Here is a 14162-nt window from a genome sequence, read left to right on the forward strand (position 1 = left end):
CTGGGGGCGTGACAGGTGTCAACCGGGGGCGTGCGTCTGCGTCAATGCGCCGGTTTGAGCGGCAGCAGGGCACTGATGCGGAATCCTCCGCCAGGGCGGGGGCCCGCGTCGAGGGTGCCACCCACCATGCCGACGCGTTCGCGCATACCGATCAGGCCGTGCCCCTGGCCGTCGGCACCGCCCTCCTCGTACATCTCGTGCGGGGCGCCCTTGCCGTCGTCCTCGACCAGCAGGCCGAGTCCGTCGTCGAAGTAGACCAGCCGCACGCTGGCGCCCGTGTTGGGGCCGCCGTGCTTGCGGGTGTTGGTGAGCGCCTCCTGCACGATCCGGTACGCCGTGAGCTCGACGCCGCTGGGCAGCGGTCGCGGGGTGCCCTCGACCTTGAAGTCGACGGGCAGGCCGGAGGTGCGGCACTGCTCGATGAGGTCGTCGATCTGCTCGACGTCGGGCTGCGGGACGTACTCGCCGACCTCCTTGTGCTCGCCGGTGCGCAGCACGCCCAGCAGGCGGCGCATCTCGGCGAGGGCCTGGCGGCCGGTGGAGGAGATCGTCTCCAGGGCCTTCTTCGCCTGGTCGGGGGCGGCGTCGAGGACGTAGGCGGCGCCGTCGGCCTGGACCACCATCACCGACACGTTGTGCGCGACCACGTCGTGCAGCTCGCGCGCGATCCGGGCGCGCTCCGCGGCGACCGCGACCTTGGCCTGCGCCTCGCGCTCCTTCTCCAGCCGGGCGGCGCGCTCCTCCAGCTGTGCGAAGTAGGCGCGGCGGGTGCGCATGGAGTCACCGAGCACCCAGGCGAGCACGAACGGCACCGTCTGGAACAGCACGATCGCGACCTGCCCCGGGAAGCTCGCCTCCTGCTGCGGCCACCGGATCTGCGCCAGGGGCGCGGCGCCCAGCCCCGCGTAGAGGCCGAACCGGGACGCCCAGCGGGCGCCGACGGCCGCGTTCGTGCACACGATCACCAGCATGGCGAAGTTGGCGACGGTCGTCTCCACGTCCAGCATCAGCTGGGCCAGGCCGGTGGCCGCGGCCAGCAGCAGCATCGGCTCCGGGAAACGGCGGCGCAGCGCGACGACGACGCTCATCACGACGGACACGGCCAGCATGGCGGCCTTGGATCCGTGGTGCGGCTGAGCCTCGCCGAGCTTCCAGATGCTCGCGCCGGAGATCCCGAGCAGGACGACGGCCCAGAAGCTGTCGACCCATGTCGGGTGCCTGCGGAGGAAGTCATAGAGGCGCTGCACGTAACCCAGAGTAGGGAAGCGTGATAGGTGCAGGGGTCAACCGGAGGGCCGATCCCTGTTCCGCACGCGTACTCCGCAAGGTGGAGAAGGTGATCACCTGTGCGCCTAGTCTGGCCCGGTGACGGATGAGGCGACGCGAGAGACGGCCGACGACGCCCGTGGCTGGCGTGCGGCCACCGAGGCGGCCCTGTACGGCCCCGGCGGCTTCTACCGCCGCCCGGAGGGCCCGGCCGGGCACTTCCGTACGTCGGTGCACGCCTCGCGGCTGTTCGCCGAGGCCGTGGCCGAACTGCTGTGCCGGGTCGACGAGGCGCTGGGCCGCCCCGAGGCACTGGACTTCGTGGACATGGGCGCCGGCCGGGGCGAACTGGTCACGGGCGTGCTCGCGGCCCTGCCCGCGGACGTGGCGGCACGCACGCGTGCGTACGCCGTCGAACTCGCCGACCGCCCGCCGGGCCTTCCCGACCGGATCACCTGGCTGACCGAACTCCCCCGCACGGTCCGCGGCCTGCTCTTCGCCAACGAATGGCTCGACAACGTGCCGGTCGAGGTCGCCGAGGTGGACCCGGCCGGGGTGCCCCGCCTGGTGCACGTCCGGCGGGACGGCACCGAACTGCTCGGCGAGCGCGTGTCGGGCGCGGACGCCCAGTGGCTCGCGCGGTGGTGGCCGCTGGGCACCGAACCGGGACTGCGCGCGGAGATCGGGCTGCCCCGGGACCGGGCGTGGGCGTCCGCCGTCACCAGCCTCCAGCGGGGGCTCGCGGTGGCCGTGGACTACGCGCACACCGTGGCCACGCGTCCCCCGTTCGGGACGCTCACCGGATTCCGCGAGGGCCGCGCGACGGCACCCGTGCCGGACGGGGCGTGCGACATCACGGCGCATGTGGCGCTGGACGCGTGCACGGCGCTCGACCCGGCGCTCAGGCTGCCCGAGGCGCTCCTGCGCACGCAGCGGGACGCCTTGCGCGCCCTCGGCCTGGTCAGCGCACGCCCGCCGCTCACGCTCGCCTCCACGAACCCCGCCGGATACGTGCGCGCCCTCGCGACCGCGGGCGAGGCCGCCGAACTCACCGCCCCCGGCGGCCTCGGCGACTTCCTCTGGCTGCTCCAGCCGGTGGGCATCGACGACGTGCTGCTCTAGCGCGCCGCGCGCGCCGCACGCCCTGCTCGTCGCTGCCTGTCGCTGCCTGTCACCATTTGGTCGCTACTTGTCGATGTCGCCCACCACGAAGAACAGCGACCCCAGGATCGCGACCATGTCCGCCACCAGCGTCCCCGGCAGCAGTTCGGTCAGGACCTGGATGTTGTTGTACGACGCAGAGCGCAGCTTCAGCCGGTACGGGGTCTTCTCGCCCTTGCTGACGAGGTAGTAGCCGTTGATGCCGAGGGGATTCTCGGTCCAGGCGTAGGTGTGGCCCTCGGGCGCCTTGAGGACCTTGGGGAGCCGCTGGTTGATCGGTCCCGGCGGCAGGTCGGCGAGCCGGTCCAGACAGGCGTCGGCCAGGTCGAGGGCGTTGTGGGTCTGCTCCAGGAGGCACTCGAAGCGGGCCAGGCAGTCGCCCTCGGTCCGGGTGACGACCTTCAGGGTGTCCTGGAGCTCGCCGTAGGCCAGGTAGGGCTCGTCGCGGCGCAGGTCGAAGTCGACGCCCGAGGCGCGCGCGATGGGCCCGCTCACGCCGTACGCGTGCACGGCCTCCGGCGCGAGGACGCCCACGCCCCGGGTCCGGCCGCGGAAGATCTCGTTGCCGAGGACCAGGTCGTCGAAGACGTCCGTACGGGAGCGCACGGCGGCCACGGCGGCACGCGCGCGTGCGGTCCAGCCGGCCGGCAGGTCCTCCTTGAGGCCGCCGACGCGGTTGAACATGTAGTGCATGCGCCCGCCGGAGACCTCCTCCATGACGTTCTGGAGCTCCTCGCGCTCGCGGAACGCGTAGAAGACCGGGGTGATCCCGCCCAGTTCCAGCGGATACGAGCCGAGGAACATCAGGTGGTTGAGGACCCGGTTCAGCTCGGCGAGCAGGGTGCGGGTCCACACCGCGCGGACGGGCACCTCCATGCCGAGCATGCGCTCGACGGCGAGGACCACGCCCAGCTCGTTGGAGAAGGCCGACAGCCAGTCGTGGCGGTTGGCGAGCATGATGATCTGCCGGTAGTCGCGGGCCTCGAAGAGCTTCTCCGCGCCCCGGTGCATGTAGCCGATCACCGGCTCCGCGGAGACGATCCGCTCGCCGTCCAGCACCAGCCGCAGCCGCAGCACGCCGTGCGTGGAGGGGTGCTGGGGGCCGATGTTGAGCACCATGTCGGTGCTCTCGGCGGCGCCGCCGATCCCGACCGTGGTCTCCGTCGTAGGCGTCATGGACCCAGTCTCCCCTACGTACGCTGGCCCTATGGAGACGGGGAGCGCCACCGGCGCCGAGACCACGGGGACCGAGCCGGTGTGGACGGGGCTGCCGCCCGGCCTGCTGCGGATGCGCCGGCTGCTGCTGGTGGTGTGGCTGGGGCTGCTCGCCCTGGCCCTGGGACTGCTGCTCGGCCTGCTCGCGGGCCCGGTGTGGGCGGCCTTCGCGCTGCTGCCGCTGGCCGTGCTGGCCTGGGGCTGGGTGCTGCTGGGCCGCAACTGGCGGTCCTGGCGGTACGCCGAGCGCGCCGACGACCTGCTGATCACCCGCGGGGTGCTGTGGCGCGAGGAGACCGTGGTGCCGTACGGGCGGATGCAGCTGGTGGAGGTCACCTCGGGACCCGTCGAGCGGCACTTCGGGCTGGCCAGTGTGCAGCTGCACACCGCGGCCGCGGCCACCGACGCGACGATCCCCGGGCTCGACCCGGCCGAGGCGGAACGGCTGCGCGACCGGCTCACCGAGCTCGGCGAGGCCCGATCGGCGGGGCTGTGACCGCGCCGGGCGTCGAGGGCGCCATACGCGCGGGCAAGGCCGTCGGCGAGCGGCGGCTGCACCCGGTGACGCCGTTCCGGCGGGCGTGGGCGCCGGTCGCGGTGCTCACCGGCTGGGCGGTGCACGACCCGAACCAGGCGCAGGAGCAGCTGACGAAGCTGACCACCACCATGGTCCTGGGCGGGCTCGCCGCCCTGGTCACGGCGGGTGCCCTGTACGGGTTCCTCACCTGGTGGTTCACCTATTTCTCGGTGACCGACAGCGAACTGCGGATACGCACCGGCCTGTTGTTCCGGCGCACCGCGCACATCCGGCTGGAGCGGATCCAGGCCGTCGACATCACCCAGCCGCTTCTCGCGCGCGTGGCGGGCGTCGCCAAGCTGCGGATAGACGTCGTCGGCACCGACAAGAAGGACGAACTCGCCTTCCTCGGCCAGGGCGAGGCGCGTGCGCTGCGCGCGGAGCTGCTCGCGCGCGCCGCCGGTTTTGCGCCCGAGACGGCGCGCGAGGTCGGCGAGGCGCCGGCGCACGAGCTGATGCGGGTGCCCCCGGCCAAGCTGGCGCTCTCGATCGTGCTGACGGGCGCCACCTGGGGCTCCCTGGCGGCCGCCCTCGTGGCCCCGCCGTTCCTGTGGCTGGCCACCCACAGCGTGTGGACGGTTCTCGCGACCGCCGTGCCGCTGCTCGGCGCGGCGGCCACGACCAGTGTGGGGCGGTTCGTCGGGGAGTACGACTGGACGGTCGGGGAGTCCCCGGACGGGCTGCGCATCGACCACGGGCTCCTCGACCGCACGCACGAGACGGTGCCGCCGGGGCGGGTGCAGACCGTGCGGATCGTGGAGCCGCTGATGTGGCGGCCGCTGCGCTGGGTGCGGGTGGAGCTGGACGTGGCCGGGTCGGCGAACTCGGTGCTGGTCCCGGTCGCACCGCGTGCGGTCGCCGAGTCGGTCGTCGCGCGCGTGCTGCCCGGTGTGACCGTGCCCGGTGAGCTGCTGCGGCCGCCGGGGCGGGCCCGGTGGTGCGTGCCGCTGTGGTGGCGCGGGTACGGGCTCGCGGTCACGGACGCGGTGTTCGCGGCGCGGCACGGGCTGCTGCGCCGGCGCCTCGCGCTCGTCCCGCACGCCAAGGTCCAGAGCGTACGGCTGACCCAGGGGCCCTGGAGGCGGCTGTGGCGGCTCGCGGACGTTCATGTGGACACGGGGGCCGACAAGACCGTGACGGCCCGGCTGCGGGGCGCCGAGGAGGCCGCGGCGCTGCTGCGGGAGCAGGCCGAGCGGTCGCGGACGGGGCGCCGGGCGGCACGGCCGGACCGCTGGATGGCCTGACTCCCCCGACCCCTGGCCCCCGACCCTTCTGCCCCCCTGGCCCCCGCCGCCCCTGAACGGCCTGGGCCGGAGCACCCGTCGGGTGCTCCGGCCCAGGATCGCCGCGTGTCCAGGAGGCGGCGCAGCTTCAGGAGATGCTTCAGGCGCTCAGGTGGTTCAGGAGGCGGCGCTGCGCAGGCCGCCGAGGTTGATCTGCTCCGTCTCGTCGTGCGCGGTCAGGTCGATGACCTGCCCGACGCCCCGCGCCTGCGCGTCGGCGGGCTTGAACTCCGCCTCGGACTCGGCCTTGTGGAGCGCCAGCGCCTCCTGGCCGACGACGTCCGCGAGGTCCTCGTTGTGCATGGAGTCCAGGCCGCCCGCCTGCGAGCCCTTCTGGGTGCCGAAGAAGTCGAAGCCGCCGGTGACCAGCGGGCGCGGGATCGGCGCGGCCGGCAGGACCGCCACCGCGGTCGGCACCGTGAAGTGACCCGAGGGCTTGACGGAGTTCGCGGACGGAGCCGGCGTGGGGTGGGCGTCCTGCTCCGCCGGCGCCGGGGTGGTGTCCTCGTCCGGCCCGGCCGTGATGGCGGCGGCCGCGCGCGCGTGCCCGTCGGCCGCCTCGGGCTGCCCCTGCGCCTCGTCCTCCGGCGCGGTCTCGCCCGTCGGGGCGGCCTCGGGCTCGGCGGCCGTCTCCGCCGTACCCTCGGCCTCGGTGCCCGCGTCGGTCCCGCTCTTGGGGGCGTCCTTCTCGTCGAACCGGGCCAATGCCACCTTGGCCCGCAGGAACAGCTTGGAACCCTCCGGCGAGAAGACCGCGGGAGCCGTCTCCTCGACCGTCAGCGCCTCGGACGTGTCCTCGGCCTTGTCCTCGGCCTTCTCCTCGACGGCCGCCGCGGACTCCTCCGCCTCTTCCGCGCTGCGGGCGGCCGGCAGCGCGTTCGACGGCGCGGTGGCCTCGATCTCCAGCAGGCGGCGGCCCTCCAGGGCGCTCGCGCGCTCGGTCTCGGCCGTGGCGTAGCGGCGCAGCAGGGACGCGTGCTCGTTGCGCAGCCCCGCCAGCTCCGAACGCTTCGCGCGCAGCCGCTGCTCCAGCTTGGCGCGCAGCTCCCGCGACTCCTCGAGGTCGGTCTCCAGCTCGGCGATCCGCTCCTCGTGGCGCCACTCGTCGCTCGCACGCGCGCGTGACAGGTCGGCCACCTGCTTGCCCGCCTCGCTGTCCCAGCGCCGCATGACGGCGGCGCCGACGGCCGTGGTGGCCGCGGCTATCGCGGCCAGGGTGCGCAGCACCGTCGGTTGGGAGAACAACCAGGGGCCCAGGGCGCAGACGAGGGAGACACCGGCGATCGCCGAGGGAGGCAACAGCCTGTGCAAGGGCGGGGAATGACGGTGACGTCCACGTGGCATGGCCAGAAACTTACCGCGCGTAGGCGAATCGTGGTGCCCCGGGCCGTAAAAACACAGCGACAACGAAGTCTTCACACGGTATCGGCAGGGCCCGGACTCAGCGGTCGCTCAACCGGCCGCTGATCCACTGGAGCGTCGCGGGGATCTCGCGGCGCCAGGTGTTGAAGTTGTGGCCGCCGCTGTCGAGGATGATCGACGAGATCCGGGTCAGCTTCGTGGCCTCCACGCTCGCGATGAATTTCAGCGTGGCCTTGTAGTTGGTTTCTCCGACTTTGCTGCTGGTGACCAGCAGGGAGGTGTCCGGGGCGGGCTCGTGCTTCAGGAACCACCAGAGGTCGGCTCGGTTCTGGAGATTCCGGTCGCCCTGGAAGAGGTCGCCGGTCGTGGCGTCGAGGGGCGCCTTGTACGACGGGGAGAGCCCGGCCCCGGCCGCGTACACGCCGGGATGGTGCACCGCGAGCTTGAGCGCGCAGTACCCGCCCGTCGAGTCGCCGACGATCCCCCAGCCGCCCGGCTTCACGGCGGCCCGGTAGTGCGCGCGCACGGCGTCGGGCAGGTCCCTGGCGAAGAAGGTCTCGGTCTGCGGGCCGTGCGGGACGTCCACGCACTCGGTGTCCCGGGGCGGCGCGACCGTGGGCCGCAGCATCACGAGGATCGTCGGCCGCATCTTCCCGTCCCGGACCAGGTGCTGCGCCGTGCGCGGGTAGTGCAGCTTGTCGACCAGCGCCCGGGCGGTGCCGGGATAGCCGCTGAGGACGACCACCACCGGGAACGTCCGCGTGCGGTACTGCGGCTGGAAGTACTCCGGCGGCAGGTACACGTACGCGGGCGTGGTGATGTGGGTGGTACGGCCGACTATGCCGACCTGCTGGATCTGACCGGCCGTCCGGGGCAGCGAGCCGCCCATGCCGTGCACCTCCGACGTGGACAGCACCTGGACCGGGCCGGACGCATGGTTGACGACGACGCCCTGGTCGGTTTCGGTGCCGAACAGGTCCGCCCAGCTCGCGTAGAAACCGAAGGCCTGGTTGACCGCTATCCCGACGCACGCGAAGAGTGCCAACTGGGTGGCCAGCAGAATGCCGACCCGGCCGCTGACGGCCCGCCAGGTCCGGCTGCCCAGCCGGGGCCACAGCCACACCGTGCCTACGAACAGCAGTACGGCGGACAAGATCGCCAATGCCAGCAGTTTATTGCTCGTGAGACCCATGAGGTGCTTCCTGCCTGCGCTTTCCCCCGTGGCCTTCGCTGCTTTCAGCGAGCCTTGCCCCGGGCTTTCCCTGGCCTTTGAACCGGCTTTCCGGTGGGGAGTGAACCTCTCCCCCCGAGACACCGTCCTAGAGGGCGCAATGTCGCCGGATGCCCGAATCGGGCCCGGATTCAAGGTCTCTCGCAGAACTACGGGATGCGATGTCTGTCAGGATAGATGGGGAAATGTCGGGCGAGGTTCCGAGCCGATCAAGCCGGGCGCGGCGCATAATCCGCGGCCCGCGGCCCGAGGCCGTCCCCGCTCTGGTCGGCAGGGCGTGCGCGGTCGTAGGCGTCCTGGACATTGCCGCGGGCGTGTTCCCGCGCTTCCGTCACAGCCGTATGCACGCCATGGCCGAGGTACTGCCCGGCTCGCTCGGCCCGTTCGCCGCCGCGCTCTCGCTCAGCGTCGGCGTGCTGTTGCTGCTGCTCGCACACGGGCTCAAGCGGCGCAAGCGCCGGGCCTGGCGGGCCGCGGTCGCGCTGCTGCCGGCCGGCGCGGTCTCGCAGTTCGTGTACCGGCACTCGGTCATCGGCGCGCTGATCTCACTGGCCCTGTTCGTGCCGCTCGTGATCCACCGCGACGAGTTCAAGGCGCTGCCCGACCCGCGCAGCCGGTGGCGCGCACTCGCCAACTTCGTCCTCATGAGCGCCGGTTCGCTCGCGCTCGGCCTGGTGATCGTCAGCGCCCACCCCAAGCGCACCATCGGCGACCCCAGCCTGGCCGACCGCATCACCCACGTCCTGTACGGCCTGTTCGGCTTCGAGGGCCCCGTCGACTACGAGGGCTCCACCTCCTGGACGGTCGCCTTCTCCCTCGGCGCCCTCGGCCTGATCACCGCGGTCACCACCATCTACCTCGCCTTCCGCCCCGAACACCCCGCCGCACACCTCACCGAGGAGGACGAGACCCAGCTGCGCGCCCTGCTGGAGAAGCACGGCGCCCGCGACTCCCTCGGCCACTTCGCGCTCCGCCGCGACAAGGCGGTCGTCTTCTCGCCCAGCGGCAAGGCGGCGGTCACCTACCGCGTCGTCTCCGGCGTCATGCTCGCCAGCGGCGACCCGATCGGCGACGTCGAGGCCTGGCCCGGCGCCATCGAACGCTTCATGGACGAGGCCAAGGCCCACTCCTGGACCCCCGCCGTCATGGGCTGCTCGGAGACGGGCGGCGAGGTGTGGACCCGCGAGACCGGCCTGGACGCCCTCGAACTGGGCGACGAGGCGGTGGTGGACGTGGCGGATTTCTCGCTCGCCGGACGCGCGATGCGCAACGTGCGCCAGATGGTCAAGCGCATCGAGCGGGCCGGCTACGAAACCCGGGTACGGCGCATCCGTGACCTCGGCGAGGCCGAACTGGACCGCATCCGCCGGGCCGCCGAGGACTGGCGCGGCACCGACACCGAACGCGGCTTCTCCATGGCCCTCGGCCGCATCGGCGACCCCGCCGACGGCGACTGCCTGATCGCCACCGCCCACAAGGCCGACGAGACACCCGGCCAGTACGGCGACCTCAAGGCGATCCTGCACTTCGTGCCCTGGGGCACCGACGGCGTCTCGCTCGACCTGATGCGCCGCGACCGCTCCGCCGACCCCGGGATGAACGAACTGCTCATCGTGGCCGCCCTCCAGGCGGCCCCGAAGCTCGGCATCACCAGGATCTCGCTCAACTTCGCGATGTTCCGCTCGGCGCTCGCCCGCGGCGAGAAGATCGGCGCCGGACCGGTGCTGCGCGCCTGGCGCGGGCTGCTGGTGTTCCTCTCGCGCTGGTTCCAGATCGAGTCGCTGTACAAGTTCAACGCCAAGTTCCAGCCCCGCTGGGAGCCGCGCTTCGTGGTCTACCGGGCCTCCGGCGACCTCCCGCGCATCGGCCTCGCCGCCATGCAGGCCGAGGGCTTCGTCAGCCTCGCCCTCCCGCTCCCACGCTTCCTGCGCCGCCAGGCACCCGCCCCCCGCCCGTGCGCCCACAGCATCGCCGAACAGGGTGTACGAGCGGCCTGACCCCGAGACCGGCCCGAGCGGACGCCCCTCCCCCTCCAGCCCCGGGGCGCCGCTCGGGCGACGGGGGCTGGCCGCGGGGCCCTGGGCCTACGCTGAACGTATGAGCAACCACAGCGGACGTGGCCAGGTGACAGGGCTTCCGGCATGGGACCGGTGCGCGGTCATGGGGGTCGTGAACGTCACCCCCGACTCCTTCTCCGACGGCGGCCGCTGGTTCGACACGACGGCCGCGGTCAAGCACGGCCTCGACCTCGGCGCCCAGGGCGCCGACCTGGTCGACGTCGGCGGCGAGTCCACCCGCCCGGGCGCCACCCGCGTCGACGAGGACGAGGAACTGCGCCGGGTCGTCCCCGTCGTCCGCGGCCTCGCCTCCGAAGGCGTCGTCGTCTCCGTCGACACCATGCGCGCCTCCGTCGCCCGGCAGGCCCTCGCCGCCGGCGCCGCCCTCGTCAACGACGTCAGCGGCGGCCTCGCCGACCCCGACATGATCCCGGTCGTCGCCGACTCCGGCGCCCCCTTCGTCGTCATGCACTGGCGCGGCTTCCTGGAGGGCGGCAACGTCAAGGGCGTGTACGACGACGTCGTCGGCGAAGTCCTCGACGAACTCCACGCGCGCGTGGACGCCGTCCTGGCCGGCGGCATCTCCCCCGACCGGATCGTCGTCGACCCCGGTCTCGGCTTCTCCAAGAACTCCGAGCACGACCTGACCCTGCTCGCCCACCTCGACCGGCTGCACGCCCTGGGCCGCCCCCTGCTCGTCGCCGCCTCCCGCAAGCGGTTCCTCGGCCGGGTCCTGGCCGGGCCCGAAGGGGCGCCCCCGCCGGCCCGGGAGCGTGACGCGGCGACGGCCGCCGTCTCGGCGCTCGCGGCGCACGCCGGCGCGTGGGCGGTGCGCGTGCACGAGGTACACGCCACGGCGGACGCGGTACGGGTCGCGCGCGCCATAGAGGAGGCACGCGCCGGAACGGACGCGCCGGGCGCACGGACCGCGCAGGCCACTTCCGCTGCGCAGAACGCTCCCCACCGCGCAGAAGGAGCCCGGTGAGCGCCCCCCATACCGACGTCGAGCAGGTCGAGGCCGCCAACACCGCCTTCTACGAGGCACTGGAGAACGGCGACTTCGAGGCGGTCTCCTCCCTCTGGCTCACCCCCGCCGACCTGGGCGTCGACGAGGAGTACCACGACCCCGCCGACAGCGGCGTGATCTCCTGCGTGCACCCGGGCTGGCCGGTGCTGACCGGCCGCGGCGAGGTCCTGCGGTCGTACGCGCTGATCATGGCGAACACCGACTACATCCAGTTCTTCCTCACCGACGTGCACGTCTCCGTCACCGGCGACACCGCCCTGGTGACCTGCACGGAGAACATCCTCAGCGGCGGCCCGGCCCCCGAGGGCGGCCAGGAACTCGGCCCGCTGGTCGGACAGCTGGTCGTCGCCACCAACGTGTTCCGGCGCACCCAGGACGGCTGGAAGCTCTGGTCCCACCACGCCTCCCCGGTGCTCTCCGAGACCGACGAGGACGAGGAGGACGACACGCCCTCCTGACCGCGGGCACCCCTCCGGCCCCCTCGCGAACCCCCGCGGGCCCCTTGCGGCCCAAGAAGTGGCTGGAATCACGAACTCGCGAGTAGGTACGGCTACCGGCCCATGAGCCGCCGGGTTCTCCAGGGGAAACACGCGATGAACCCTGCCGCACCCCGGCGAACCCCGTGCCCCGTACCCCGGCTCTGTCAGTGCCCGCAGGTAGATTCGTGTCTGGCCGGTCCATCGCCCGCACGCGGTGCGGCCCGGCCGCCACACCGACGATTGCAGGAGTGATTCGCGTGGATCGTGTCGCGCTGCGCGGCCTGAGGGCCCGCGGGCACCACGGTGTCTTCCCCAAGGAGCGCGAGGAGGGCCAGACCTTCATCGTGGACCTCGTCCTTGGCCTGGACACCCGGCAGGCGGCGGCCGACGACGACCTGGCGAAGACCGTGCACTACGGCATCGTGGCCGAGGAGGTCGTCGCCGTGGTCGAGGGGGAGCCGGTGAACCTGATCGAGACGCTCGCCGAGCGGATCGCCCAGGTCTGCCTGAAGCACGAGGGGGTAAGAGAGGTCGAGGTCCAGGTCCACAAGCCGGACGCGCCCATCACCGTCCCCTTCGACGACGTCACCGTCACCATCACCCGGAGCCGAGTATGACCGCATCCTCCCTGCGGGGTCCCAGCGACCCGACCGTCCAGCCGGTGCCCGCCTCCGTCGTCGAGCAGGTCGACGCCGCCGACACCACCCTGTCCAACCCCAAACGAGCCGTGATCGCCCTCGGCTCCAACCTCGGCAACCGCCTGGAGACCCTGCAGGGCGCCATCGACGCCCTGGAGGACACCCCGGGTGTCCGCATCAAGGCCGTGTCGCCGGTGTACGAGACGGAGCCGTGGGGCGTCGCGCCCGGCAGCCAGCCGACGTACTACAACGCGATCGTGGTGCTGAAGACCACCCTCCCGCCGTCCTCCCTGCTGGAGCGGGCACACGCGGTCGAGGAGGCGTTCAACCGGGTGCGGGACGAGCACTGGGGCCCGCGCACCCTCGACGTCGACATCGTCGCCTACGCCGACGTCGTCTCCGACGACCCGCACCTCACCCTCCCGCACCCGCGCGCCCACGAACGCGCCTTCGTGCTCGCCCCCTGGTACGACATCGACCCCGAGGCCCTGCTGCCCGGCCGCGGCACGGTCGCGGACCTCCTGGCCGCCGTCACCCGGCACGGTGTGGAAGCCCGCGGGGACCTGGAACTCCGACTGCCCGAGTAGTCGTTAAGGTCGAGACGACCACATCGCTGCGGGGGAGCTGAAGGAACACAGTGAAAGAGCTGCGGATCAGGGTGCTGGCCGGCGTCTTCGTCGTGGCCGGAGTGCTGTCCTGGGCGGCCGCCCGCCTCTGGAACGCGGTGGGGACGCTGCCCAGCGTGCCGGTGGCCGCCCCGATCGTCCTCGCCCTGATCGCCGTGGTCCTGCTCTCCACCGCGCTCTCGCTGCGCGCCCGCCTCAAGGCCCAGCGCGAGCGCCGCCCCGGCGCCAAGGGCGTCGACCCCCTGATGGCGGCCCGCGCGGTCGTCTTCGGCCAGGCCAGCGCCCTGGTCGCCGCCCTCGTCGCCGGCATGTACGGCGGCACCGGCGTCTTCCTCCTGGAACTCCTCGACTTCCCCACCCGCCGCGACCAGGCCCTCTACGCGGCCTTCTCGGTCGTCGCCGGCATCGGCGTGATAGCGGCGGCCATCTTCCTGGAACGGGTGTGCAAGCTCCCGGAGGACGACGACAACAACCACAGCGGGGCCGAGCCGGTGGCGTGACCCCGGGCAGGGGCAGGCGTCAGCGGGCCATGATGAGGCTCATCGCCTCGTTCCGGGTGGCCGCGTCCCGCAGCTGGCCGCGAACCGCCGACGTTATGGTCTTCGCGCCGGGCTTGCGGATCCCCCGCATCGACATGCACATGTGTTCGCACTCGACGACCACGATGACGCCCCGTGGCTCCAGGATCTGCATCAGCGAGTCCGCGATCTGCGTAGTGAGACGTTCCTGCACCTGGGGGCGGCGGGCGTAGACGTCGACCAGCCGGGCCAGTTTGGACAGCCCGGTGATCTTCCCCGTCACCGACGGGATGTATCCGACGTGGGCGACGCCGTGGAACGGGACCAGATGGTGTTCACATGTGCTGTAGACCTCGATGTCCTTCACCAGCACCATCTCGTCGTGCCCGATGTCGAACGTGGTGGTCAGGACGTCCTCGGGCTTCTGCCACAGCCCGGCGAAGATCTCCTTGTAGGCCCGCGCCACCCGCGCCGGAGTCTCCCGCAGGCCCTCGCGGTCCGGGTCCTCGCCGACCGCGATGAGGAGTTCGCGTACGGCGTTCTCGGCGCGTTTCTCGTCGAAGTCGCCGATGGTGCCTTCGCCGTCCAGGGTCACGGGGTCGGTCATCTGGGGTGCCTCGTTCCATCGGGTGTGCGCATGTGGATCACGCGCCTCATGTACAGGCATTACGGAAATGCCGCGCCCCCCAGGCTAGATCCTGGGGGGCGCGGCATCCATTCCG

General features: G+C 72.4%; 14 protein-coding genes. 9 read left to right on the forward strand and 5 right to left on the reverse strand.

Going from position 1 to position 14162, the window contains the following annotated elements:
* Positions 1–41 precede the first annotated feature (41 nt).
* On the reverse strand, positions 42–1247 hold the full coding sequence (locus ABT137_RS29700) for a sensor histidine kinase (RefSeq protein WP_351714180.1): 1206 nt from the start codon (positions 1245–1247) through the stop codon (positions 42–44).
* A gap of 118 nt (positions 1248–1365) precedes the next feature.
* On the opposite strand from ABT137_RS29700, the gene ABT137_RS29705 reads away from it, so the two are divergent.
* The gene (locus tag ABT137_RS29705) at positions 1366–2388 is read left to right on the forward strand and encodes an SAM-dependent methyltransferase (RefSeq protein WP_351714181.1); all 1023 of its coding nucleotides are present in this window, start codon (positions 1366–1368) and stop codon (positions 2386–2388) included.
* Positions 2389–2451: 63 nt separating this feature from the next.
* Here the strand turns inward: ABT137_RS29705 and ABT137_RS29710 are convergent, their stop codons facing one another.
* Positions 2452–3603 carry an NADH-quinone oxidoreductase subunit D gene (locus ABT137_RS29710; protein ID WP_351714182.1) on the reverse strand — a complete coding sequence of 384 codons (1152 nt, stop codon included), beginning with the start codon at positions 3601–3603 and terminating at the stop codon, positions 2452–2454.
* A 31-nt stretch (positions 3604–3634) separates the two neighbouring features.
* Here ABT137_RS29710 and ABT137_RS29715 point away from each other — a divergent pair, with 31 nt between their 5' ends.
* Both ABT137_RS29715 and ABT137_RS29720 read left to right on the forward strand, forming a co-directional pair.
* Positions 3635–4138, forward strand: coding sequence for a PH domain-containing protein (locus tag ABT137_RS29715; protein WP_351714184.1), 504 nt, complete (start codon positions 3635–3637; stop codon positions 4136–4138).
* On the forward strand, positions 4135–5463 hold the full coding sequence (locus tag ABT137_RS29720; protein WP_351714185.1) for a PH domain-containing protein: 1329 nt from the start codon (positions 4135–4137) through the stop codon (positions 5461–5463). Before ABT137_RS29715 ends, ABT137_RS29720 begins: the two co-directional genes overlap by 4 nt.
* Before the next feature lie 156 nt (positions 5464–5619).
* Here ABT137_RS29720 and ABT137_RS29725 read toward each other — a convergent pair whose 3' ends face one another.
* Together ABT137_RS29725 and ABT137_RS29730 are read right to left on the reverse strand one after the other, a co-directional pair.
* Entirely contained in the window at positions 5620–6846 is a 1227-nt protein-coding gene (locus tag ABT137_RS29725; RefSeq protein WP_351714186.1) for a hypothetical protein, read from the reverse strand.
* A gap of 97 nt (positions 6847–6943) precedes the next feature.
* A complete protein-coding gene (locus ABT137_RS29730; protein ID WP_351714187.1) occupies positions 6944–8056 on the reverse strand; it encodes an alpha/beta hydrolase in 1113 nt (370 codons plus the stop codon).
* A gap of 224 nt (positions 8057–8280) precedes the next feature.
* On the opposite strand from ABT137_RS29730, the gene ABT137_RS29735 reads away from it, so the two are divergent.
* From ABT137_RS29735 to ABT137_RS29760, 6 genes are all read left to right on the forward strand, one after another.
* On the forward strand, positions 8281–10092 hold the full coding sequence (locus ABT137_RS29735; RefSeq protein ID WP_351714188.1) for a phosphatidylglycerol lysyltransferase domain-containing protein: 1812 nt from the start codon (positions 8281–8283) through the stop codon (positions 10090–10092).
* Between the two features lie 100 nt (positions 10093–10192).
* A complete protein-coding gene (gene folP, locus ABT137_RS29740; RefSeq protein ID WP_351714189.1) occupies positions 10193–11137 on the forward strand; it encodes a dihydropteroate synthase in 945 nt (314 codons plus the stop codon).
* Positions 11134–11637 (forward strand): nuclear transport factor 2 family protein, encoded by a 504-nt coding sequence (locus ABT137_RS29745; RefSeq protein WP_351714190.1) that lies wholly within the window; start codon positions 11134–11136, stop codon positions 11635–11637. Before folP ends, ABT137_RS29745 begins: the two co-directional genes overlap by 4 nt.
* Before the next feature lie 278 nt (positions 11638–11915).
* Positions 11916–12275 carry a dihydroneopterin aldolase gene (gene folB, locus ABT137_RS29750; RefSeq protein ID WP_351714191.1) on the forward strand — a complete coding sequence of 120 codons (360 nt, stop codon included), beginning with the start codon at positions 11916–11918 and terminating at the stop codon, positions 12273–12275.
* Positions 12272–12883 (forward strand): 2-amino-4-hydroxy-6-hydroxymethyldihydropteridine diphosphokinase, encoded by a 612-nt coding sequence (gene folK, locus ABT137_RS29755; protein WP_351714192.1) that lies wholly within the window; start codon positions 12272–12274, stop codon positions 12881–12883. The genes folB and folK overlap by 4 nt, the downstream gene beginning before the upstream one ends.
* A 50-nt stretch (positions 12884–12933) precedes the next feature.
* A complete protein-coding gene (locus tag ABT137_RS29760) occupies positions 12934–13422 on the forward strand; it encodes a DUF3180 domain-containing protein (RefSeq protein WP_351714193.1) in 489 nt (162 codons plus the stop codon).
* Positions 13423–13441: 19 nt separating this feature from the next.
* On the opposite strand, the gene folE is transcribed toward ABT137_RS29760, so the two are convergent.
* Entirely contained in the window at positions 13442–14047 is a 606-nt protein-coding gene (gene folE, locus ABT137_RS29765) for a GTP cyclohydrolase I FolE (RefSeq protein WP_351714194.1), read from the reverse strand.
* Between the last annotated feature and the right edge of the window lie 115 nt (positions 14048–14162).

Origin of the sequence: Streptomyces sp. NPDC001980 (assembly GCF_040296885.1) — a bacterium.
Lineage (GTDB): Bacteria > Actinomycetota > Actinomycetes > Streptomycetales > Streptomycetaceae > Streptomyces.